At 61.8% G+C, this 22,498-nt stretch carries 23 protein-coding genes; 13 read left to right on the top strand and 10 right to left on the bottom strand.

The window, feature by feature from the left end:
* The first annotated feature begins 111 nt into the window (after positions 1 to 111).
* Both HNE05_RS04755 and HNE05_RS04750 read left to right on the top strand, forming a co-directional pair.
* Positions 112 to 456: a zinc ribbon domain-containing protein YjdM gene (locus tag HNE05_RS04755; RefSeq protein WP_173203861.1), complete on the top strand. Its 345-nt coding sequence runs from the start codon at positions 112 to 114 to the stop codon at positions 454 to 456.
* 435 nt (positions 457 to 891) lie between these two features.
* Positions 892 to 1,614: a substrate-binding periplasmic protein gene (locus HNE05_RS04750; RefSeq protein ID WP_173203859.1), complete on the top strand. Its 723-nt coding sequence runs from the start codon at positions 892 to 894 to the stop codon at positions 1,612 to 1,614.
* 60 nt (positions 1,615 to 1,674) lie between these two features.
* On the opposite strand, the gene HNE05_RS04745 is transcribed toward HNE05_RS04750, so the two are convergent.
* Together HNE05_RS04745 and HNE05_RS04740 are read right to left on the bottom strand one after the other, a co-directional pair.
* On the bottom strand, positions 1,675 to 2,466 hold the full coding sequence (locus tag HNE05_RS04745) for a gamma-glutamyl-gamma-aminobutyrate hydrolase family protein (protein WP_173203857.1): 792 nt from the start codon (positions 2,464 to 2,466) through the stop codon (positions 1,675 to 1,677).
* A gap of 412 nt (positions 2,467 to 2,878) precedes the next feature.
* Positions 2,879 to 3,619, bottom strand: coding sequence for a hypothetical protein (locus tag HNE05_RS04740; RefSeq protein WP_173203855.1), 741 nt, complete (start codon positions 3,617 to 3,619; stop codon positions 2,879 to 2,881).
* Positions 3,620 to 3,790: 171 nt separating this feature from the next.
* Here HNE05_RS04740 and HNE05_RS04735 point away from each other — a divergent pair, with 171 nt between their 5' ends.
* Positions 3,791 to 4,657 carry an OmpA family protein gene (locus HNE05_RS04735; protein ID WP_173203853.1) on the top strand — a complete coding sequence of 289 codons (867 nt, stop codon included), beginning with the start codon at positions 3,791 to 3,793 and terminating at the stop codon, positions 4,655 to 4,657.
* A 131-nt stretch (positions 4,658 to 4,788) separates the two neighbouring features.
* Here HNE05_RS04735 and HNE05_RS04730 read toward each other — a convergent pair whose 3' ends face one another.
* Complete coding sequence (locus HNE05_RS04730) at positions 4,789 to 5,346, bottom strand: hypothetical protein (RefSeq protein ID WP_240008817.1); 558 nt, start codon at positions 5,344 to 5,346, stop codon at positions 4,789 to 4,791.
* 487 nt (positions 5,347 to 5,833) lie between these two features.
* Between HNE05_RS04730 and HNE05_RS04725 the strand changes: the two genes are divergently transcribed.
* Together HNE05_RS04725 and HNE05_RS04720 are read left to right on the top strand one after the other, a co-directional pair.
* The gene (locus HNE05_RS04725; protein WP_173203851.1) at positions 5,834 to 6,184 is read left to right on the top strand and encodes a hypothetical protein; all 351 of its coding nucleotides are present in this window, start codon (positions 5,834 to 5,836) and stop codon (positions 6,182 to 6,184) included.
* 379 nt (positions 6,185 to 6,563) lie between these two features.
* Positions 6,564 to 6,941, top strand: a complete 378-nt coding sequence (locus HNE05_RS04720; protein ID WP_173203849.1) for a DUF3592 domain-containing protein — start codon at positions 6,564 to 6,566, stop codon at positions 6,939 to 6,941.
* Positions 6,942 to 7,054: 113 nt separating this feature from the next.
* Here HNE05_RS04720 and HNE05_RS04715 read toward each other — a convergent pair whose 3' ends face one another.
* Complete coding sequence (locus HNE05_RS04715) at positions 7,055 to 7,270, bottom strand: glycine zipper 2TM domain-containing protein (protein WP_173203847.1); 216 nt, start codon at positions 7,268 to 7,270, stop codon at positions 7,055 to 7,057.
* Positions 7,271 to 7,482: 212 nt separating this feature from the next.
* Between HNE05_RS04715 and HNE05_RS20385 the strand changes: the two genes are divergently transcribed.
* From HNE05_RS20385 to HNE05_RS04700, 3 genes are all read left to right on the top strand, one after another.
* On the top strand, positions 7,483 to 8,217 hold the full coding sequence (locus tag HNE05_RS20385; protein WP_219637215.1) for a DUF6882 domain-containing protein: 735 nt from the start codon (positions 7,483 to 7,485) through the stop codon (positions 8,215 to 8,217).
* 90 nt (positions 8,218 to 8,307) lie between these two features.
* A complete protein-coding gene (locus HNE05_RS04705) occupies positions 8,308 to 9,132 on the top strand; it encodes an NYN domain-containing protein (RefSeq protein ID WP_173203845.1) in 825 nt (274 codons plus the stop codon).
* 1,090 nt (positions 9,133 to 10,222) lie between these two features.
* Positions 10,223 to 10,924 carry an RNA-dependent RNA polymerase family protein gene (locus HNE05_RS04700; RefSeq protein ID WP_173203843.1) on the top strand — a complete coding sequence of 234 codons (702 nt, stop codon included), beginning with the start codon at positions 10,223 to 10,225 and terminating at the stop codon, positions 10,922 to 10,924.
* On the opposite strand, the gene HNE05_RS04695 is transcribed toward HNE05_RS04700, so the two are convergent.
* Positions 10,921 to 12,071, bottom strand: a protein-coding gene (locus HNE05_RS04695) for an IS3 family transposase (RefSeq protein ID WP_173203138.1) whose coding sequence is annotated in 2 segments (ribosomal slippage) — positions 10,921 to 11,834 and positions 11,834 to 12,071 — 1,152 coding nt in all. Because the reading frame shifts where the segments join, the coding sequence is not laid out codon by codon here. The two genes, HNE05_RS04700 and HNE05_RS04695, sit on opposite strands and share 4 nt — an antisense overlap.
* Before the next feature lie 36 nt (positions 12,072 to 12,107).
* On the opposite strand from HNE05_RS04695, the gene HNE05_RS04690 reads away from it, so the two are divergent.
* A complete protein-coding gene (locus HNE05_RS04690; RefSeq protein WP_173203841.1) occupies positions 12,108 to 12,746 on the top strand; it encodes a reverse transcriptase domain-containing protein in 639 nt (212 codons plus the stop codon).
* 48 nt (positions 12,747 to 12,794) lie between these two features.
* On the opposite strand, the gene HNE05_RS04685 is transcribed toward HNE05_RS04690, so the two are convergent.
* The 3 genes from HNE05_RS04685 to aptA all read right to left on the bottom strand — a co-directional run bounded on the left by HNE05_RS04685 (position 12,795) and on the right by aptA (position 17,027).
* Positions 12,795 to 13,565 (bottom strand): gamma-glutamyl-gamma-aminobutyrate hydrolase family protein, encoded by a 771-nt coding sequence (locus HNE05_RS04685; protein WP_219637214.1) that lies wholly within the window; start codon positions 13,563 to 13,565, stop codon positions 12,795 to 12,797.
* Between the two features lie 315 nt (positions 13,566 to 13,880).
* Positions 13,881 to 15,377 (bottom strand): CoA-acylating methylmalonate-semialdehyde dehydrogenase, encoded by a 1,497-nt coding sequence (locus tag HNE05_RS04680; protein WP_173203837.1) that lies wholly within the window; start codon positions 15,375 to 15,377, stop codon positions 13,881 to 13,883.
* Positions 15,378 to 15,680: 303 nt separating this feature from the next.
* Positions 15,681 to 17,027: an omega-aminotransferase AptA gene (gene aptA, locus HNE05_RS04675; RefSeq protein WP_173203835.1), complete on the bottom strand. Its 1,347-nt coding sequence runs from the start codon at positions 17,025 to 17,027 to the stop codon at positions 15,681 to 15,683.
* 109 nt (positions 17,028 to 17,136) lie between these two features.
* Here aptA and HNE05_RS04670 point away from each other — a divergent pair, with 109 nt between their 5' ends.
* Complete coding sequence (locus tag HNE05_RS04670; RefSeq protein ID WP_173203833.1) at positions 17,137 to 18,060, top strand: LysR family transcriptional regulator; 924 nt, start codon at positions 17,137 to 17,139, stop codon at positions 18,058 to 18,060.
* A 400-nt stretch (positions 18,061 to 18,460) separates the two neighbouring features.
* Entirely contained in the window at positions 18,461 to 19,120 is a 660-nt protein-coding gene (locus HNE05_RS04665) for a TetR/AcrR family transcriptional regulator (RefSeq protein WP_173203831.1), read from the top strand.
* Positions 19,121 to 19,157: 37 nt separating this feature from the next.
* Here the strand turns inward: HNE05_RS04665 and HNE05_RS04660 are convergent, their stop codons facing one another.
* Both HNE05_RS04660 and HNE05_RS04655 read right to left on the bottom strand, forming a co-directional pair.
* Positions 19,158 to 19,685 carry a cytochrome b/b6 domain-containing protein gene (locus tag HNE05_RS04660; RefSeq protein ID WP_173203829.1) on the bottom strand — a complete coding sequence of 176 codons (528 nt, stop codon included), beginning with the start codon at positions 19,683 to 19,685 and terminating at the stop codon, positions 19,158 to 19,160.
* A 1-nt stretch (position 19,686) separates the two neighbouring features.
* Positions 19,687 to 19,950, bottom strand: a complete 264-nt coding sequence (locus HNE05_RS04655) for a PepSY domain-containing protein (protein WP_173203827.1) — start codon at positions 19,948 to 19,950, stop codon at positions 19,687 to 19,689.
* A gap of 244 nt (positions 19,951 to 20,194) precedes the next feature.
* Here HNE05_RS04655 and HNE05_RS04650 point away from each other — a divergent pair, with 244 nt between their 5' ends.
* Both HNE05_RS04650 and gltS read left to right on the top strand, forming a co-directional pair.
* Complete coding sequence (locus HNE05_RS04650) at positions 20,195 to 21,205, top strand: zinc-binding alcohol dehydrogenase family protein (protein WP_173203825.1); 1,011 nt, start codon at positions 20,195 to 20,197, stop codon at positions 21,203 to 21,205.
* A gap of 99 nt (positions 21,206 to 21,304) precedes the next feature.
* Positions 21,305 to 22,498 (top strand): sodium/glutamate symporter, encoded by a 1,194-nt coding sequence (gene gltS / locus HNE05_RS04645; RefSeq protein WP_173203823.1) that lies wholly within the window; start codon positions 21,305 to 21,307, stop codon positions 22,496 to 22,498.

The following is a 22,498-nucleotide window of genomic DNA, read 5'->3' as shown; positions in this document are numbered from 1 at the left end:
GGCAGGCTTGCCCCAGCAAGTTCCAGGCCCGCTCGCCCGGTAGCGCCCGACAGCCGGGACAAAACCCTATACAATGCGCGGCTTTTCCGACCACCCACCCGAGGACCCGCCGTGAGCACTCTGCCGCCCTGCCCCAACTGCAACTCCGAGTACACCTACGAAGATGGCGCCATGCTGGTCTGCCCGGAGTGCGCCCATGAGTGGTCCGCCAGCGCTGCCGCCGACACTGCCGGCGAAGCCGCCAAGGTGATCAAGGATGCCGTCGGCAACGTGCTGCAGGACGGCGACACCATCAGCGTGATCAAGGACCTCAAGGTCAAAGGCTCCTCGCTGGTGGTCAAGGTCGGCACCAAGGTCAAGGGCATCCGCCTGTGCGATGGCGACCACGACATCGATTGCAAGATCGACGGCATCGGCGCGATGAAACTGAAGTCGGAATTCGTCAAGAAGGTCTGAGAACCTATTTACGATCTCCTGGTCGTCGGCCATACGGCGTTAAAAACAGCCTCGGAATGCTCATTTACAGCTCGTAAACTCCGCTTCCTCGGCTGTTTTTGCCTTGTCTGGCTCTAGTCCAAAAGATCGTAAATAGGTTCTGAGGGGGTAACAGCCCCTCTCCCCAGCCCTCGGCTTTGGCTTCCTGCGTCGCCCTACCTCCTGCATCCATGCAGTCGTCTCCCGTGAACGGGAGAGGGGGCAAAAGCGAGCGGCACCTGCCGCTCCATGCCTGATCCGAGTTCTCGCCGCCGCCCTGGCGCAGGGCGCATCCAGACATCACTCCCGGCCATTGCAGCCACAACCAACGCCACGCCTCACGATTGTCTAGCATGACTGATACACACCCCTGGCCCACCCTGGCGCCGGGTGATCAGCCTGCAAGCGGAGGTTTCCATGCGCAGCCTGTTGCTTTGTCTGCTTCTGCTGCTCGGCCCGGCGGCCTGGGCGGAGGAATGGCGAGTGGTAGGTGACGAGCAATTCGCCCCCTACAGCTTTGTAAGTCTCGACAGCGATACACCGCAGGGCCTGGATGTCGAGCTGGTGCGAGCGGTCATGGATGAAGCCGGTCTGGCCTACAGCCTGCGTCTGTATCCCTGGGAGCGGGTCAAGCGCATGCTCGATCGCGGCGAAGTGGCGATGGCCTTCCAGTTTGCCGGTACCCCGGAACGCATGGCGCAGTACGAGCTGGTCGGACCGATCCGCACCGGCTCCACGGTATTCATGACCCGCCGCGCCCTGGCGATCCAGGACTGGCAGGAGCTGGAAGACCTGCAGCCGCATGTGATCGGCCAGGTCAGGGGCTACTCCTACGCCGCAGACTTCGACCAGGCCGACCTGGCCCGCGACACCAGCGCGCAGAACCCGCGCCAACTGGTTTCCATGCTGCTGGCCGGGCGCATCGACATCATCATCGGTGATCGCACGCAGCTGCTGTATTTCGTGCGCGAGCAACGCGCCCAGGAACAGGTGCGCATCCTGCCGCGACCGCTGGTCGAGATGCCGCGTTACGTGGCGTTTGCCAAGGGCGATACGGCGCGTGCCGAGCAGTTCGGCGCAGCCCTGCAGCGCCTCAAGGACGCGGGCAAGCTGGCGAGCATCTACAAGCGCTGGGAGTAACGAGGAAAGGCGGCGGGCAGTGCCGGCCCGAAGCGCCTGCACCACCTACACAGAGAACGCTTAACGGGCGCCTTGCGCGGCCCGCTGACGGCAGGCCTCACCAAACGCCTGGAAGATCTTCACCGAATCCGGGTTGGACGCCGCGCGCCATTCCGGGTGCCACTGCACGGCGAAGGTAAACTGCGGCAGTGCCGGCGCATGGAACGCCTCGACCAGGCCGTCTTCGGCGTAGGCCAGGGCTTCCAGGCCCTTGCCCAAGGTCTTGATGCCCTGGCCATGCAGCGAGTTAACGTGAATCTCTTCACTGCCCATCAGCTTGGCCAGCCAGCTGTCCGGCACCAGGCGCACAGCGTGGCTTTGTGCGTACTGCACCTCTACCGGCTCGTCGGTGTCTTCGCGGTGATCGTCGAAGCCCGGCTCGGCATAGACCTTCTGGTGCATGTCACCGCCCAGGGCCACGTTGATTTCCTGCATGCCGCGGCAGATGCCGAAGATCGGCAGGCCACGGGCGATGGCCGCGCGAATCAGCGGCAGGTCGAACAGATCGCGGTCACGATCCTGGGATTTGCCGGGGGTGAGGTTTTCCTGGCCGTAGAGGCTCGGGTCGATGTTGCTGCCGGCACCGGTCAGGTACACGCCATCGACCATATCCAGGTATTGCTCGAGGTCATCGATGCCGCAGCAAGTCGGCGCCAGCAGCGGAACGCAGCCGGAAATCTCGACCAGGGGCACGATGTATTTGTGGGTCATCACCTGGTAGTCATGACCCTTGCGCTCCTGGCTGCCCATGGACATCAGGACCACGGGTTTGCGTGGGGCTTTAGCAGTGTTAACCGTATTGTTGTTAGACATACATCACCTTGGGACAGGCCGGGCCTGTCATTGCTGTGCAGGCGCGTGGCCAAGGCCTGGCGCTGCCTGTTTTTGCAGGTTCGGTGACTGTCACACACAGGACGGCGGCTTGGGCAACACCCCTTCCAGAGCCACGCTGGCACGCTCTGGAACACCCCTCGCTACACGCCTGAAGAGTGCTGGTCGTCTGCCCGAGCCGGCCTGTCGGCAGTCGGAACCTGCTAGCCAGTCTGCCAAAGCCGTAAAATATGTCAAACATGGCCAGGCGTTTTTCGCCCGGAATGCTTTGCAAAACAGCGCTATAACCCGCTAATGGCAAGGCGCCGCGCGATGGAAAGAATATTTTTCCCGCACACATAGTCCAATATATTTTACGTGCGAGGCCGCAGGTAAATTCACCTTGGCCCCCACCTCACTGCACCGGCAGGAAGTTCATGAACAACAGGCTCTGCGCATAGTTGACCCCCAGGCGCCGGTAGCGCTCCTCCAGCATGTGGGTCAGCAGGTCGAGGCGCGCCACCATCTTGCCGAACTCCACGGCAAAGCTGAGGTTGCCGCCCTCATTCGACAACAGCAGTGGGCGCCCGCGACTGTCGCGGCGCTGGCCGAGCATCCAGGCGGCCTTCTCGATATTACGCGCGGCGTTGTAGATGAATTCGGCGTTGAATGAATCGGTCAGGTAGAACTCGGTGCGCCCGCCGTGGGCGGTGACCAGCATGCTGCCCAGGGCAAAGATGAAGGTGCCGACCCGATCACCGGAGAAATCCGGGCTGAGGGCGTAATCCAGCGCCGCCACGTCACGGCGCCCGCCCAGTTGTGGCAGCGGGCGGTTCTGCTCGATGGCCTGGTGGATCATCCGCTCGGCCGCCGCCCGATCCGCCAGCCCGGTCTTCTGCCATTCCTGCGGATTGCGCTGGTACAGCTTGCTCATCAGCTGGTACAGGCTGTTGAGGTTGTCGCGCATGGCCAGGGTCGCCATGCGGTCGACATCGGTCTGCAGCAACTCGCCGGCTTGCGGCGCACTGCTCTTGCTGACAATCGACTCGTGCGCCAGGCGTCCCTGGCACCCCGCCAGCCCCAGGCCAAGCAGCGCGATCAGCAGCAGCCTGCCGCCATAACCGGGCGCCCTCGCCCAGGCGGCCAGCCTTGCCATGCCCAACCGTGCTACCCCCATCGCCTCGCCCCTGCACCCATGATCCCCGCTTGCAGTAAAGCGCAAAGCCGGCCATCCGGCTGGGTTCCCGGCAGGTGCGGGGGGCATGAACTAGAGTTTTCAACAGGGGGAAGTTCGCTGCGCCATTGCCCACCCGGCAGGAGTTCCGTCATGACCATGCTCGCCACCCTGCTCCACCGCCTGTCCCTGGCCGGCCTGGTGCTGGCCCTCGCGCTACCGACCCAGGCCGGCGAAGATATTGGCGGCGCCAAGGATCACCCGCTGCTGAGCCGCTACCCGGCCTCGCACATCACCGAATACCAGCAGAACTACAACGCCGTCGACTTCGCCACCGACAGCATTGATGGCGTGCCACAGCGCCACAGCGTCGAAGGCAATGCCACGCAGATCTTCTACTTCCACGACAGCGCCGAGACCCAGCCCAGCCCGCTGCAACTGCTGCGCAACTACCAGAACGCGATCAAGGCCATCGGCGGCGAAGTGATCTACGAGCGCCTGCCCAGCGAGGGCGACGGCGGCGAGACCACGCTCAAGGTGCTCACTGGCGGCAAGGAGGTCTGGGTGCGGGTCGAGCCGGGCATCTTCAGCGCGCCGACGCAGAGCTACCGGCTGGCCATTGTCGAAGTCGCCGCCATGCAACAGGTGGTCAGCGCCAACCAGCTGCTCGACGAACTCAACCGCAACGGCTTCATCGCCCTCTATATCAACTTCGACACCGGCAAGGCCGATCTCAAAGCCGACGGCCAGGCCAGCGTGCGCGAAATCGTCAGCATGCTCGGCAGCGCGCCAGACTTGAAGATCGCCATCGAAGGCCACACCGACAACGTCGGCCAGCCGGCAGACAACAAGGCGCTATCGGAACGCCGCGCACAGAGCGTGATGGCCGCCATCGTCGCTGCCGGCATCCCGGCCGAGCGCCTGCAGGCCGCCGGCTTCGGCCAGGAACGCCCGGTGGCGGACAACCGCAGCGAAGAAGGCCGGGCGAAAAACCGCCGCGTCGAGCTGGTCAAGCAGTAGCCCGCCACAGAACCGGCACGCCCTGCAGGCCGGCTTCATGACCCGGAAATGAACAGGGCGCAACCACTGCAGCAGTGGTTGCGCCCTGATAGCAAAGGGGAGACAGGCTTACCGCTGCCCCCCGGCGGTTCTCACTGACTCAGCGAAACCTGCTTGGCCTCGATGTTCAGCGTCGCCAGACGCTTGAGCAAAGCGCTGATGTTTTCACGCGCGGAGCCTTCGTTAGCCAGACGCAGGCGGGTGACCGCGACAAACGCATCGCCTACACCCGCAGTGAAGGGTGTACGCACGGTCTCACGGAGGATTTCTTGGCCTGTCGCATTGTCGATCAGGCTGTACTCGACCTCGCTGGTCACTTTGAAGTCCAGGCCGAACAGCGGCTGATCGACACGCAGCAGATTGGCACGCAACGAGTACGGAGCCTTGCCCGAGTTATCGAGCAGACCGGCATTACCCAGCGACTGCTGCAGAGCAGCCTGGAAGTCCGCACCGCCGATTTCCGAGGTCCACATTGGGTTGGTTTCTTGACCGCCCTTGACCTCGGCCAGTTGCAGGTTTTCCTGCAGTGCCGGGGCGTAGGTGTTGGCACGAGCCTGAGACTCGGCAACCGTCATGCCTTCGATCTTGGCCGAAGAGGCACAGCCGGTGAGCAGCAGGGAAAACAGGGAGAGGCACAGCAAACGCCGCATGGTTTGTTCCTTCAAATGATGTTTTTTGAGCCGGGCCAGGCCCGGTGCGCCAGGGTCTGCAGGAGGCGAAAACCATCCGCGCGATCATCCCTGAACACACCGGCAGAGTAATGGCATCTTGCCATGTGCTCAAGCGAAGACTGCCAGGTCATGTTGCGCCGACACACCACCCATACCTGAGCCTGCGCTGGCTCACCGCCTGCAGCGCAACCCAGCCGCCAGCTGCCGTTGAGAGCAGGGGCCAAGAATCGTGCCCCCGGCTTGGTTCACCGATTTCCCATACAGCGCAGCCCGCACTGGCAAGCTTGCTCGGGTGACTAACGCCCTGCTTACCGCGCATCCGGTAGCACGCCGCGAACCCACCCAGGTGCGGAATAGCGTGATAAGGCGTTTACACAGGATTTACATTTCCCTCGGGGATTTAGCGCGTTATTGCGCAGTCGAAACCAGTAACCGGAACAGGCCGGTTTCCAGAGGAGTTTCGATCATGCTTGCGCGTATCCCCCTTGTCACAGGGCTGGTTGCCAGCCTGGCGCTGTTCAGCCAGCAACCTGCCATTGCGGCAGATCGCGGCGATGTCGCCGCGGGGGTCGCTGTGGGTGCAATAATCGGTGGCATCATTGGTGCCCATGCGCGACCAGTGCAGGTCTACCAACAGGAACCGGTCTACTACGCGCCGCCGCCCGTGGCCTACTACCCGCCACAACCGGTGTATTACGAAGCGCGCCCGGTCTACTACACCCCGGCGCCGGTGTATTACGTCGATGGCCATCGCCACTACAAACGCCACCACCGCCATCATCACCGGCACCACCGCCATCACGGCCACCGCTGGTAAGTACAAGCCGCGCACTGCAGTAATGCTGTTCACTTAAGGCAAACGCCGCCTTCCTCCTGGAAAGCGGCGTTTTTCTTTGCGTCCAATGCAGCGCCCAGGCAACGGGATAATGACTTGCTGGCCACACGGACAGTCCCCTCTCCCACTTGTGGGTGGTTAGGGAGAGGGGTGGACTGCCTGCCCACCCCTCTCCCTGGCGGGCGCCACCTCTTCGCATGCAGCTACCCAGCCAGCGCCGGATGGACAGTGGCACAGGCCTGCAGTAGCGTGCTGCCCGGCCGGCAGATGCCGGTGTTAACCATCGGATGGAAGCCGCCTTGCCCCGCCTCAACCACCCAGATTATCCCTCGCCCAGTCTTCAGCCAGGCGGAGGTGCGCAATGAAGAAACTGCTGCATGTCGCCATCTTCGCCGTGGTGCTGTTCTTAGGGATCAAGCAGGCTCTGGAGATGGGCGACTCACGCGAGTGGCCGACCACCCAGGGGCAGATCACCAGCTCGCGGATCATCCAGGTATCGGAGAGGGTCTCGCCCAAGGGCGACCACAGTTCCTACACGCCCAAGTACGAAGTTCGGCTGAGCTACTCCTATCAGGTCGATGGCCAGCCTTACAGCGGCAAACGCCTGCGCATCCGCAGCCATGCCTACAGCAACGAGAAACACGCCCGCCGCGAGCTGGCGAACTACCCGGTGGGGCAGCAGGTCGAGGTGCACTACAACCCCGAAGAGCCAGAAAGCAGTGTGTTGATGTTGCACTGAGCCCTGCCGGGCCCAGTGCCGAATGGCTCGCGCGGCTGCGCTGAGCCGCGGGCTTGGCGACTACAGGCAACCGCCAAACGGCTCAGCCCGTAGCGCATGCCGCTGGCAGTTGGTTATTTTTTGTCCTTGGTCACTTCATGGCCAATCACGCCACCCACTACCGCACCGGCGCCGGTGCACAGCACGCCGCCACACAGGACGTTACCGGCCACGCCGCCGACAGCAGCACCGGCAACGGTGCCCTTATCCTGACGCGACATGCCCGAGCAGCCGCTCAAGCCCAGGCTGGCGACCAGGATGCCAGTGGCAAACAGTTTGAAGAGGCTCATGTACGGTACTCCAGTGCAAAACTCAGGAACCCCTCAGGCGCTGAACCGCGGCGCACGGGAGGAATGCTGAGTGTTCGCTGGCAGGGAGCGGCTGTCTGTGCGGCGGCGAGCACAGGGGTGGCTTATTGTGGAGGGCGGGCCAGCGCAGGGGCCTGGACGTGACTGGCAGGACGATCAAAGATGCTGCCTAGCACGGTATTCGAGGACCACCCATGAGTGATGAAGAACGCAACGTTGAATGTGGCGTGCATGGCTCCAGCGCCGCCACGTTCATCTGCCAGCACCTGCAGAGCGGCGAAGGCCAGGGCTTCAACGTGGCGTACGACCCGGAGCAGCCTGACGACCTCTATCCCGATGCCTGGTGCGACCAGTGCGACGCCGTGCTGGAGCAGGAAGGCGAATGGAATGATCGCGCCGAGGCGTTTGCCGATATCTGCGTGGTGTGTGCGGAGTGCTATTGCCAGAGCCGCGAGCGCAACTGGCATGAGGATGAAGAAACGCTGCACGCGCTGATCGCCGAGAGCTTCGACTACCTCCAGGCGCAGCAGGACAGTTTCATGGCCACCTACCGGATTGGCGAGCACAAGCGCTGGGACTGGTATCAGGAAACCGGCCAGCTGATTTTCTCCAATGACGGCAAGCCGGCGGTGGAGTGTGCGGTGGATTTCGTCGGCACGTTCTCCAGCCATTCCGACACCTGGATGTGGGCCTGGGCGAACGAGTCGTTTCTGGAGCTGGTCAAGGCCCGCTCGCGGGCAGTTCGCGAGTTGGGGGAGTCGTTGGATTTTCTGAAACTGGCCTGTGCCACCTGGTCGGCGGACCCGGTCGATGGCTGGGAGATGACGGCGGTGATGGCCCGGCAGCTGGGGGCCATCGGCTCCTATCGGGCGCCGAGTGAGCGGGGGTTTCTCTATATGGTGGTGCGGGAGGCGCGCTGGGTTAGTTAGCGGCGGAGCTTGCTGACTGGTCTGTCAGCTATGGCCTTGAGTGAGTATTTCGCAGTAAGGTCAGGGCATCGACTTGCATGGATGCTCCCTATGGCCAGTGCCGCCCCGAAACCCCGCCAGCAGAAACACCTCGCCGTACTGATCGATGCCGACAATGCATCGGCTGCCATCGTTGAAGGGTTGTTCGAGGAAATTGCCAAGTTCGGCATCGCCAGCGTCAAGCGCATCTATGGCGACTGGACGCTGCCCAACCTGGGTGGCTGGAAGAAGGTGTTGCTGGAGTATTCGATCCAGCCGATGCAGCAGTTCGCCTATACCACCGGCAAGAACGCCACTGACAGCTCGCTGATCATCGATGCCATGGACCTGCTCTACACCCGGCGTTTCGACGGGTTCTGCCTGGTTTCCAGCGACAGCGACTTCACTCGCCTGGCCGCGCGCCTGCGTGAGGAAGGGCTGGAAGTGATCGGCTTTGGTGAGCAGAAGACGCCCAAGCCCTTCGTTTCCGCCTGCGACAAGTTCATCTACACCGAGTTGCTGCGTGACGATGCCGAGCCTGCCGAGGTGGAAGTCCCTACTAGTGCACCAGCGACCACGCAGGCGCCAGCCGCCACGCCGGAAGCCAAACCTGCCGCGCAACCCACGCCGGCCAAGGTCAAACCGCAGAAAGTTCCGGTGGACTTCATTGCCAAGGTGATCGATGACAACTCGGACGAGGATGGCTGGTGTCACCTGGGGGCGCTCGGTACAAATATCAGCAAGCTGCGCTCGGACTTCGATGCCCGTATGTACGGGCACAAAAAGCTCAGCGATTTGATCAAAGCGCAGAACGGTCGCTTCGAGCTTAAAGTTTTAGGTGTCACCGCCACTGGCGGACAGGCACTTGCCGTGCGTAATCGCAAATCGAGCAAGTAAGTGAAGAGCTTCGTGCGCTGGCTCAGCGCTAAGGGTGCCTGGCGGCGTGGTTTCGCCCTGCTGGGCGACTCACTTTCTTTGCTTGTGCAAAGAAGAGTAAGCAAAGAAACACACCCCGACATCCGGGTTTCGCTACGCGAAACTCCCCTCCCTCCGGTGCCGCTCCGGGGGCCGGCTTACAAGGGCCATCCCTGGCCCTTTAAGCCTCTCGCCGCATCCATGCGGCTCGTCCCCCTACGCAACACCTACGCTCGGCCTCCTGACGGGGAGTCTGCGCGCATGACAGTTTCACGTTTCAGGCCGCTCGGCGTTGTCGGTATGCCTCGCCGTAGGGCGGGTGCAACCCGCTCCGCCGGCCCACGCGGGTTTCACCCGCCCTACTCATTCGATAGTTCTGCGGTGCTCTCATGGCGGACAAACAGAGCGTTGTCCACCCTACAAAAACCAAACGCCACCTCAGCAATGCAGAGCCTGCACCACAAGGTTGGGCCGGGACCGGGTCCCGTCAGGAGGCTGAGTGGAATCGTTGCGTAAGGGGTTGAGCGGCATGGATGCCGCGAGAGCCGCGATGGGCCAGGGATGGCCCTTCGCGGCGGGCCCCTGGAGCAATGATGGAACGAAGGAAGTCTCGCGCAGCGAGACCCGGATGTCGGGTGTGCTTTCTCTTTGGTTACTTTCTCTTTGCACAAGCAAAGAGAAAGTGACTCGCCAGGAAGGCGAAAAGCGTAGTTTCAGAGTTAGCAGATGTTTCGCTGTGCTTCGATGGTGGCAGGTGGCCCAAATCACATGCTAGGCTCAACTCGCTTCATGTGTAGGCATGAAGGTGCGCAACAGGCTGTCAAGCCCCGCCAGGCAACCAGAGGTAGCGATACCTAAGGCAACCATGGCGACGGCCAGCAGCAGACGGGTAACGTGATTCATGCGGAACCACACTGTAACGCTGACATAAGTATATGTCTCTCCTAGCATCAAGCGGCCATATCCGGACTCCGGTGGAAGGTGTGAGGAACATTTTGGTTTATCCGGCCAGGCGCCCATAAGATTGCCGCCATCTTATGCCTGGCCGGTTGGCTAAATAAGGGTACTGAGCATGCCTATCAAGGATGACACTTGGTTCAAGACAAGAACCTATTTACACTTTGACCCACCAACAAGTAAGAAAACCGCATTTTCAATAATATCCTCCCCATCAAAAGTCTCATCCCACTCCTACTACCCCCTCATCAGATTCACCATATCCACACAAAAAATAAGATTCAATAAAGCAGAAAGCAAGGTAGAGCGAAAGCCACCTAAAGATCGTGAAATATCATACGCAGCACACTTGGACAGCCATATATACTCATACTACTGTCAAATTCTAGATGAGTTATATGAGCAAACCCTGAAAGAGTCTGATCTTGATGATGTAGTTTTGGCCTTCCGAAAAAAAGGAAAAAGCAACATCAACTTCGCCCACGACGCCTTTAATGAGATTTCCCTCAGGAAAAACTGCTGCGCTATAGGACTGGATATCACAGGTTTCTTCAACAACCTTGATCATCAAATCCTAAAAAATTCATGGCGAGATTTATTGAACTTAAAAGCCTTACCTGCTGACCATTATTCCATTTATAAGTCGCTCACGAAATTCTCCTTCGTAAATCGTGACGACCTATATAATGCTCTAAAAATACCAAGCACAAACCCAAAAAACGGGAGGACTCGTGTTTGCACTCCAGAAGAGTTCAGAGTTCTCGTCAGAGGAAACGGCCTGATAACTATAAATCATGAATCGCCCCAGCTTTCCTAGACACTCTCCAAGCTCTGGAAATAGCGCTTTTCAAACTCCACTGGCGATAGCTGCATAGCGCTGCTGTGCCGGCGCTTGGGGTTATAGAACATCTCGATGTAATCGAACACATCACTGCGGGCTTCTTCACGGGTTCCGTAGGTTTTCCGTCGGATGCGTTCCCGCTTCAGCAACTGGAAAAAGCTTTCCGCGACCGCGTTGTCGTGACAGTTACCGCGTCGGCTCATGCTGCTGATCAGGTTGTTGGCCTTGAGGAAACTCTGCCAGTCCGAGCTGCTGAACTGGCTGCCCTGGTCGGAATGGATCATCACTTCCTGCTTGGGCTTGCGCCGCCACACCGCCATCAGCAACGCATCGATGGCCAGGTCGCTGCACATCCGAGGCTTCATCGACCAGCCGATCACTTGGCGAGAAAACAGATCCAGCACCACCGCCAAGTACAACCAGCCCTCATACGTGCGGATGTAAGTGATGTCGGTGACCCAGACCTTGTTCGGTTCACTGACATTGAACTGCCGCTCCAGACGGTTGGGCGAGGCCACCGTCGGCTTGCCACCGTAGTACCCGGGGCGCCGGCGATAACCGGTCTGCGAGCGCAGTCCCTCTCTCCTCATCAGGCGAGCCACACGGTGCCGGCCACAAGACTCGCCCAGCTCACGCAGGTCGTCGTGGATCTTGCGGTAGCCGTAGACCCCGCCGCTTTCCAACCAGGCATGCTTGATCAAGCCCAGCAGACGCTGATCTTCCTTGGCACGCGCGGATTTCGGCTCGGCCAGCCAGGCGTAGTAACCGCTGGGATGCACCTTGAGGGTCTGGCAGAGGCGCCGCACCGGGTACTCCACCGACAGCTTTCTGATAACGGCGTACTTCAGCCGGACTCCTTGGCAAAGTACGCGGCGGCCTTTTTTAGGATGTCTCGCTCTTCAGTCACTCGCTTGAGTTCGGCACGCAGGCGACGCAGTTCGGCCTGCTGATCATCTACCTGCTGCCGCTGTGCTTGCGGCTTGCTGTAGCGCTTTACCCAGGCGTACAGGCTGTGTGCGGACACGCCTAGACGCTCGGCCACATCGGCAACGCGCAAGCCGCGCTCGGTAATATGCTTGACCGCTTCGATCTTGAATTCTTCGGGGTAACGCTGGTTGCTCATGGCACCTCCTAATGGGCCTCATTATGAGGCTTGGAGGTGTCTACGAAACTAGGGGCGATTCATCAAGAATCAAAAGGAATCCCTCAAGGCTCGCCAATTAGCGCACTTCTGTCCAACATATATTTGCTAAATTTCGACAAATCTATTAAGCAGTTCGTAACAAAAAACAATGGCAAATATTACAGATACTGCGATGACATGCTATTAATAGTACCAACAAGACTTCACAGAAAAACAGAAGACTTCATTTATTCCGAGATAGGAAAAATAAAATTAGAAATACAGAAAGAAAAGAATGAGGTCAGATTTTTCAAAACAAGCCCAACAGGGCCTTACTCTAGCAGACCCCTGCAGTACCTAGGCTTCACTTATGACGGAAGAAACGCACTGATTCGCTCAGCCTCCTTGGCACGATATTATGAAAGAGCCAATCGCGGTGTACGCCTAGCAAAAGCAACTATGGAAAAGTACAACACACTGCGAATTGAGCGCGGCGAGCTTCCAACGCCACTTCATCTGAAAAAACTCTACAAAAAATATTCACACTTAGGCCGTCGCAATTTTCTAAGCTACGGATACAAAGCTTCCAAAATAATGAATTCAAAATCCATAAAAAAACAATTGCGCCCACACTGGGAACGCCTGCAACAAAAAATATCTGAAGAACATAAATAAAAAAGCCCGTCTCTCGACGGACTTTTTTATTCAACAACGCAGCGCTACTCAGACTCCTACTGCCTCCCTGCGCTTTACCAGCTTACTAGCCTGATACTCCCTCGCCGCCTCATGAAACGCCCCAATCAGCGCGTTGTAATCCGCCTTCTCCCAATAGCGATACTCCGGGTGCCACTGCACGCCGACAGCAAACGCCTTGGCGCCAATCACGCTGACTGCCTCGATCTGCCCGTCCTCACACACCGCCTCGACCTGTAGCCCCTCACCCAGGCGGTCGATGCCCTGCCCATGCAGCGAATTGACCTCGATCTGGCGCTCGCCGAGCAGCTTGTGCAGCACGCCGCCCTCGGTCAGGGCGACCTTGTGGATCGGGCCGTAGGCCACGTCGTCCGGCACGTCTTTTACTTCGCGGTGATCCAGGCGACCCGGCACCTCATGCACTTCACGGTGCAGGGTGCCTCCGTACAGCACGTTGAGTTCCTGCACGCCACGGCAGATGCCGAGGAAGGGAATGCCGCGCTCGATACAGGCGCGCATCAGGCGTAGCACGGTGTCATCGCGGGGTTGGTCGGCCAGGCCCAGGCCGGGGTGGTCGTCGCCGTAGCAGCTGGGGTGCACGTTGGACAGCGAGCCGCCGAACATGATGCCGGAGACGCTGTCGAGCACGGTCTCCATGTCCAGATCGTCGCCGAAGGCCGGAATCATCAGCGGGAAGGCGCCGAAGCCGGTGACCGCGTGAATGTACTTCTCGCCCACCAGATGGAACCAGCCGATATCACGACTCGTCAGCTGCCAGCGGCACAGGGGAAGGCCAATCATGGGTTTGTTCATTGCAAGGGTGTCCTCTTCATTTGAGATTGAAGTGGGCTGCCCTTGGGACAGCGGGTTGCCGGGTCACATAACCGTGAACCCGCTCACCCAAGGGGTGCCGCTTCCCGGTTGATCCGGGTCACTGCACCAATGCCGCGCCCGCGCGGCAGGGTTTGTTGCGTAACGCTGTTGCGCTGCTGCCTTTGTAGGAGCCAGCTTGCTGGCGATGCTTTTGACTTGAAAAGATCGCCAGCAAGCTGGCTCCTACAGAAGCTTATGCGCATCAAAAAAAGGGCCGGTCTTGCGACCAGCCCTGGGTGTTGCTTAACCGTTGCTCGGGAAGGCGAACTGCGCTGCCTCGTGGCTCGCGCGCTGCGGCCAGCGCTGGGTGATGGTCTTGCGCTTGGTGTAGAAGCGCACACCGTCCGGGCCGTAGGCATGCAGGTCGCCGAACAGCGAGCGCTTCCAGCCGCCGAAGCTGTGGTAGGCCACCGGCACCGGCAGCGGTACGTTGACGCCGACCATGCCGACTTCGATCTCGTCGCAGAACAGGCGCGCCGCTTCACCGTCGCGGGTGAAGATGCAGGTGCCGTTGCCGTATTCGTGGTCGTTGATCAGCTGCATGGCTGCTTCCAGGCTGCCGACGCGGACGATGCACAGTACCGGGCCGAAGATTTCTTCCTGGTAGATGCTCATCTCGGTGGTGACGTGGTCGAACAGGCTGCCGCCGAGGAAGAAGCCGGCCTCACAGCCCGGTACCACCAGGCCGCGACCGTCGACCACCAGGGTGGCGCCCTGGGCGACACCGGCGTCGACGTAGCCCTTGACCTTGTCACGCGCCGCGCCGGTCACCAGCGGGCCCATGTCGAGACCGCAGGAAGTGCCGGCACCGATCTTCAGTTCGCGGATTTTCGGGGTCAGCTTGGCCACCAGGGTATCGGCAACCTGGTCACCCACGGCAACCACCACGGAGATGGCCATGCAGCGCTCGCCGCAGGAGCCGTACGCCGCGCCCATCAGGGCGTTGACGGTGTTGTCGATGTCGGCGTCGGGCAGGACCACGGCGTGGTTCTTCGCGCCGCCCAGGGCCTGTACGCGCTTACCGCGACGGTTGGCCTCGGTGTAGATGTATTCGGCAATCGGCGTCGAGCCGACGAAGCTGATGGCTTTGACTTCCGGCGCTTCGATCAGCGCGTCCACCGCTTCCTTGTCGCCGTTGATGACGCTGAGCACGCCATTCGGCAGGCCGGCTTCGCAGAGCAGCTGGGCGATGAACAGGGTGGAGCTCGGGTCGCGCTCGGACGGCTTGAGGATGAAGCAGTTGCCGCAGACGATGGCCAGCGGGTACATCCACAGCGGCACCATGGCCGGGAAGTTGAATGGGGTGATACCGGCGACCACGCCCAGCGGCTGGTGGTCGGACCAGCTGTCGATGTTCGGCCCGGCGTTGCGGTTGAACTCGCCTTTCAGCAGCTCGGGGGCGCCACAGGCGTATTCGACGTTCTCGATGCCGCGTTGCAGTTCGCCGACGGCGTCTTCGAGGGTCTTGCCGTGCTCTTCGCTGATCATCGCGGCGATCTTGTCTTTGTTGGCTTCCAGCAGAACCTTGAAGCGGAACATGACCTGGGCACGCTTGGCCGGCGGGGTGTTGCGCCAGGCCGGGAAGGCAGCCTTGGCGGAGTCGATGGCGGCCTGGATAGTGGCGCGATCGGCCAGCTCGACCTGGCGCACGGGCTCGCCGATGGACGGGTTGAAGACCTGGGCGGTACGGCCGCTGCGCAGGGTGATTTCGCCATTGATCAGGTGGGCGACGGTGCTCATGAAAACTCCTCGTTGGTGTCACGTAGGGTGGATGACGCTTTGTTCATCCACCGCAAATGGGTGTTGCCGGCACGGTGGATGCGAACAGCGGCATCCACCCTACGGCTGGGTGGTGGAAGTCGTTGCGCGGACTTCCACCCTACTGAGTACTAGTCCCCTCTCCCACTTGTGGGAGAGGGTTAGGGAGAGGGGCTTTGGCTTTGGCTTTTGTGCTGCCGGCCGCCCTCTCCCCCGGCCCCTCTCCCATGAATGGGAGAGGGGAGGAAGCGTGTTCCCTCCCCACTTGGGGGAAGGGGATAAGCATCAATCCAGGCTATTCAGTACATCGCCGACGGCGTTAAACAGGGTGTCGAGCTGCTCGGGCTGGGTGTTGAAGGTCGGCCCGAACTGCAGGGTGTCGCCGCCGAAGCGCACGTAGAAGCCGGCGTTCCACAGCTTGATGCCGGCCTCGAACGGGCGGATCACGCCGTCGCCGTCACGCGGGGCGATCTGGATCGCGCCGGCCAGGCCGCAGTTGCGGATGTCGATGACGTTCTTGCTGCCCTTGAGGCCATGCAGCTTCTCTTCGAACACCGGCGCCAGGGCGGCGGACTGCTCGATCAGGTTGTCGCGCTTGAGCAGCTCCAGGGTCGCCAGGCCGGCGGCGCAGGCTACCGGGTGGCCGGAGTAGGTGTAGCCGTGGCCAAACTCGACCATGTGCTCGGGAATCGCCTGCTGCATGAAGGTGTTGTAGATCTCGCTGGAGGCGATCACCGCGCCCAGCGGGATGGCACCGTTGGTGACCTGTTTGGCGGTGTTCATGATGTCTGGCACCACGCCGAAGTACTCGGCACCGGTCCACTTGCCCATGCGGCCGAAGGCGGTGATCACTTCGTCGAAGATCAGCAGGATGTTGTGCTGGGTGCAGATCTCGCGCAGGCGCTGCAGGTAGCCGGTGGGCGGCACGATGACGCCGGCGGAACCGGACATCGGCTCGACGATCACCGCGGCGATGTTGGAGGCGTCGTGCAGCTCGATCAGCTTGAGCAGTTCGTTGGCCAGCTCCACACCGCCGGTCGCCGCCATGCCCTTGGTGAAGGCCAGGTGCGACTGCAGGGTGTGCGGCAGGTGGTCGGCGTCCATCATCTGGCCGAACATCTTGCGGTTGCCGCCAATGCCGCCGAGGCTGGTGCCGGCGATGTTGACGCCGTGGTAGCCACGGGCACGGCCGATAAATTTGGTTTTGCTCGGCTGACCTTTCAGGCGCCAGTAGGCCTTGGCCATCTTCACCGCGGTGTCGGCGCACTCGGAGCCGGAGTCGGTGTAGAACACGTGGTCGAGGCCGGCCGGGGTCAGCTCGGTGATTTTCTCGGCCAGCTGGTAGGACAGCGGGTGGCCGTACTGGAAGCCCGGGGCGTAGTCGAGGGTGCCCAGCTGCTTGGCCACGGCCTCCTGGATTTCCTTGCGGTTGTGCCCGGCGCCACAGGTCCACAGGCCGGACAGGCTGTCGAACACGCGGCGGCCCTTGTCGTCGATGAAGTAGTTGCCGTCGGCGCCGACGATCAGGCGCGGGTCGCGCTTGAAGTTGCGGTTGGCGGAAAACGGCATCCAGTGGGCATCCAGCTTGAGCTGGCTGGCCAGGGACGGGGTGGCAGTCTGCGGCATGTTCATCGTGGCTCTCCCGGAGCGGGACCTGTTTGTTGTTGCAGCGAAAGGTGCCACGGGCATAAAGTCACTAAAACCCAACTCTTCTTATCCTTAGTTAAGCCAGAGCTAAACAATGAGTGTGCGCCGCCCCGATCCGCTGGCCCAGGTCAGCGATTTTGAAATCCGCCTGCTGCGCCTGTTCCGCAGCGTGGTCGAGTGCGGTGGCTTCTCCGCCGCGGAAAGCGTGCTGGGCATCGGCCGCTCGGCGATCAGCCAGCAGATGAGCGATCTGGAGCAGCGCCTGGGCCTGCGCCTGTGCCAGCGCGGGCGCGCGGGGTTTGCCCTGACCGAGGAAGGCCGCGAGGTGTACCAGTCGGCCTTGCAGCTGTTCGGCGCGCTGGAGAGCTTTCGCAACGGGGTCAACGGCCTGCACCGCGAGCTGCGCGGCGAGCTGCATATCGGCCTCACCGACAACCTGGTGACGGTGCCGCACATGCGCATCACCAATGCGCTGTCGCGCCTCAAGGAACGCGGCCCGGACGTACGCATCCAGATCCGCATGACGCCGCCCTCCGAGGTGGAACAGGGCGTGCTGGATGGCAGCCTGCATGTCGGCGTGGTGCCGCAGAGCCATCCGCTATCCGGCCTGGAGTACCAGCCGCTGTATGGCGAGCGCTCGCAGCTGTACTGCGCGGTCGGCCACCCGCTGTTCTATGTGGATGATGCGCAGCTCTCCGATACCCGCCTGAATGCCCAGGAGGCGATTGCCCCGACCTTCCGCCTGCCGCCGGAGATCCAGGCGCAGTACCAGGTGCTCAATTGCACGGCGAGCGCCTCGGACCGCGAGGGCATGGCCTTCCTGATTCTCACCGGGCGCTATATCGGCTACCTCGCCGACCACTACGCCCAGCAGTGGGTGCAGCAGGGCCGCCTGCGCGTGCTAAAGCCGGACTCGCGTTTCTATGAGCTGACCCTGGCCTCGGTGACACGCAAGGGCCGGCGTCCGCAACTGGTGCTGGAGAGTTTTCTCGAGGCGTTGGCGGAGACGGGGAGCTGACGGGATTGTGGGTGGGGAAAGGGGCGGAGGTAGGCGCTTTTCTCCCCTCTCCCATTCTTTGTTTATGAGAGGTGGGAGAGGGGCCGGGGGAGAGGGTAAAAACAGACAGCACGGCCTCGCCCTCCCACCCTCTTCCATTCATGGGAGAGAGAAGTCTTCCTAGAACCAACCAGCCACCTGGAACGCTTGTCCCACAAGGCTTTCAGCGCAGCGCAGAACGCGACCGGCGGGTTCTTAACCTGTCCTTTAAGACGGTTTTTTGGCGCAAAATCAGCTAATTGGCCGACAATCGGCAATCTTCTGCCCAAAGGCACACGATTTTGACGCTCAAGGGTTGTTTCGTGACCCGCGCTGGGGTATCTGTTCGTCACCAACCCGTTGATTTGTACGGAATCCCTCCATGCCCGCTGACACCTCCCCCGTTCCGAGTCCCGCCAAACCTGCTGGCCGCATTCGCCAGAAGAACGAGAAGGCGATCATCGCCGCGGCCGAAGAGCAATTCGCTCGCCACGGCTACAAAGGCACCAGCATGAATACCATCGCTCTCGCGGTGGGGCTGCCCAAGGCCAACCTGCACTACTACTTCAACAACAAGCTGGGCCTGTACGTCGCTGTGCTCAACAACATCCTCGACCTGTGGGATGCCACGTTCAGCAACCTCAGCGTCGACGACGACCCGGCTCAGGCGCTGAGCCGCTATATCCGCGCCAAGATCGAGTTCTCGCGCACCCAGCCATTGGCCTCGCGGATCTTCGCCATGGAAGTGATCAGCGGCGGCGAGTGCCTGAGCGGCCACTTCACCCAGGACTACCGCGACTGGTTCCGCGGCCGCGCGGCGGTGTTCCAGGCATGGATCGATGCCGGCAAGATGGACCCGATCGACCCGGTCCACCTGATCTTCCTGCTGTGGGGCAGCACCCAGCACTACGCCGACTTCGCCAGCCAGATCTGCCGCCTGACCGGCAAGAACAGCTTGAAGAAAGCCGATTTCGACGAGGCCGCCGACAACCTCGAACGCATCATCCTCAAGGGCTGCGGGCTGACGCTCAAGGCCGGCTAAGCCATGCGACGAGCGGGGCCGGCACGCGGCCCCAGACTCAGCGCCGACGCCGCTTGCCGGTGACCATCGACAGCGGCAGGTTCTCGCGCAAACGCACGCTCTCCACCAGCGCCGCCAGCAGGTGCAGGCCAACCAGGGCCAGCAGGCCATTGGCGAACAGTTCGTGCAGTTCCTCGATCCAGTCTTCGCCCCAGAAGTAGTCGACCTCCTCCATCAGGAAGCCGCTCAGGCCCAGGCCGAGCATCAAGACCATCATCAGGATCATCACCAGGGCACCCAACGGCGAATGGCCGAGGCGGTGATAGGGGCGCCCGCCGAGCAGCGCGCGCAGGTGTTCGGCCAGGCGCGCCGGGGTCGGCCAGAAATCCGTCCAGCGCGCCGCTGGCGTACCGATAAAGCCCCACACTCCGCGAATGGCCAGCCAACCCACGGCGTAGTAGCCGAACCAGCGGTGCCAGTCACCGCCCTCTTCGGTAAAGAAGTAGTTGGCGATGAAGGCGGCGGCCATGGACCAGTGAAACAGGCGCACGAGTGGGTCCCACAGGCGCAGGGTGGGGGCTGCCATATCAGTCGATCTCGCTCTTCACCGCCTTGCCGCTGACCGGGTCGAAGTAGATTTCGACCTTCTGCTTGTCCTTGTTCCAGCCGTAAATTTCATAGCAGTTGCCGGCGGTGACTTTGAATTTCTTGATCTCATAGCCTTCGGCCTTGAGGTTTTCCTGGAACTTGGTCTGGTCCTGCCACTGGCTCTGCTCGGCCGTGCTGCATTGCGGACCGGCAAAGGCCAGGGGGCTGGCGATGGCCAGGGACAGCAGGAGCAATTTACGCATGGGAATTTCCTCGGGATGGGTGGAATGCGTGCTCAATCTGCCTGGCCATGCTTAAAGCAGTCTTAAGCTGCGTAAAAAACATCCCGCCGCTCACCGCTGCCACCCGCATGTCTGCTACAACAACCGCGCACAGCCGTGACGCAGGCGCGCGCGCGAGCATGCTGCCCTCACCTGCCGCCAGCCCGCCTTCGGGCGACTAAGCTGGAGCATTCGTCTTGTTAGCGCATTCCTGTGGAGCCCTCCTGTGAAAGCCATTGCCTACTACCAGAGCCTGCCCATCGACCACCCCGAAGCCCTGCAGGATGTGCAGCTGGCCGAGCCACAACCTGGCGACCACGATCTGCTGGTGGAGGTCAAAGCCATCTCGGTCAACCCGGTGGACACCAAGATTCGCCGCAACGTCCAGCCAGAGGCCGGCCAGGCCAAGGTGCTGGGTTGGGATGTGGCCGGGGTGGTCAAGGCCGTTGGCGCGCAGGTCAGGCAGTTCCGCCCCGGTGACCGGGTGTTTTACGCCGGCGCCATCGACCGCCCCGGGGCCAACAGCGAGCTGCATGTGGTGGACGAGCGCATCGTCGGGCGCATGCCCGGCTCGCTGGACTTCGCCCGTGCCGCCGCCCTGCCGCTGACCGCCATCACCGCCTGGGAACTGCTGTTCGAGCGCCTGCAGATCAGAGAAGGCCAGGGCGAGCAGCAAAGCCTGCTGATCGTCGGCGCCGCCGGTGGCGTGGGTTCGATCCTGGTGCAGCTGGCCCGCCAGCTCACCGGCCTGACCGTGATCGGCACTGCCTCGCGCACAGAAACCCGCGACTGGGTGCAGTCGCTCGGCGCGCACCATGTCATCGACCACAGCCTGCCGCTGAGCGAGGAACTCCAGCGCATCGGCATCGCCCAGGTCAGCCATGTCGCCAGCCTGACCCACACCGACCAGCACTATGCGCAGATCATCGAAGCCCTGGCGCCCCAGGGCCGCCTGGCGCTGATCGACGACCCGGCGCAGCTCGATGTGGTCCAGCTCAAGCGCAAGAGCCTGTCGCTGCACTGGGAGTTCATGTACACCCGCTCGCTGTTCCAGACCGCCGACATGATCGAGCAGCATCGCCTGCTCAACCGGGTCAGCCAACTGATCGACGACGGCGTGCTGAAAACCACCCTGGGCGAACATTTCGGCAGCATCAACGCGACCAACCTGCGCCGCGCCCACGCCCTGCTGGAGAGCGGCACGGCACGCGGCAAGATCGTCCTCGAAGGATTCTGAACCCGGCAGGCAAGCGGCTTATGGCTCGGCTAGTCTTCAGCCGAGCCCGCCCTCAATCCGTTGGGCACGACCGAGTCAGTTCGCATTAAGGAAGTGCCTATGACGCTACAACCCGTGGAAACCCTGCTGGTGGCCGTGCTGGCTCTTTTGCTTGGTCGGCAGATCAACCGCCTGATTCCCTTCCTGTCCCGCTACAACATCCCCGACCCCATCACGGGCGGCCTGTTGTTTGCCGTGGTCATGCTGCTCGCGCAGACGGGCACCGGCGTGCAAGTAAACTTCGACGTCACCCTCAAGCCGGTGCTGCTGCTGGCCTTTTTCGCGGCCGTCGGCTTGTCGGCCAACCTCAGCCTGCTCCGCCAGGGTGGCAAGCGCCTGCTGTTGTTTGTCCTGGTGCTGATACCCTTTCTCGTGCTGCAGAACCTCACCGGACTGCTGATCGCCTGGAGCCTGGACATGCATCCGCTGATGGGGCTGATTGGCGGCAGCATCACCCTGATCGGCGGTCACGGCACCGGCGCGGCCTATGCCGAGCGCTTCGCCGAAGTGAGCAATATCCAGTCGGTGATGGAGCTGGCGATGACCGGCGCGACCCTCGGCCTGGTGCTCGGCGGCATTTGCGGCGGCCCATTGGCGCAGTGGCTGATCAAGCGCCATCAACTGGCGGGGGCCGATGGCCAGGCCGCCAGCCCAGTGCGCAACGCCGACGGTGATGCGGCGGCGGTGACGACCACAAGTCTGCTGCCTGTGCTGAGTGCCGTGCTGCTTGCCGTGCTGGTCGGGCAGTGGCTGGCCGAGCTGGTCAGCGATGCCCCGGTGACCCTGCCCAGCTTTCTCTGGTGCCTGCTGCTCGGCGTGCTGATCCGCAACGGCGGCCACCTGGTCGGCCTGCGCCTCAATGATGCGGCCATCGACCTGCTCTCCAGCCTGACCCTGGCGCTGTTCCTGGCGATGACCATGATGGCCCTGAACCTGGCCAGCGTGGCCAGTCTGGCCGGGCCTCTGCTGCTGATTCTGCTCGGCCAGCTGGTCGTGGTGGTGCTGTACGGTGGCCTGCTGGTGTTCCGTGCGGTGGGCCGTGATTACGAAAGCGCCGTCATGTCCGCCGCCTTCTGTGGCTTTGCCATGGGCGCCACCGCTACCGCCATCGCCAATATGCAGGCCATCGTGCAGAAGTACGGACCGGCGCCCCAGGCCTTTCTGGTGGTGCCGCTGGTCGGTGCTTTCCTCATCGACCTGGTCAATGCCCTGGTACTCACCGGGTTCCTCTCCCTGCCCTGGATTGGAGGCTGA

Source organism: Pseudomonas campi (assembly GCF_013200955.2).
GTDB lineage: Bacteria > Pseudomonadota > Gammaproteobacteria > Pseudomonadales > Pseudomonadaceae > Aquipseudomonas > Aquipseudomonas campi.
This window is presented reverse-complemented; position numbering and strand designations above follow the sequence as displayed.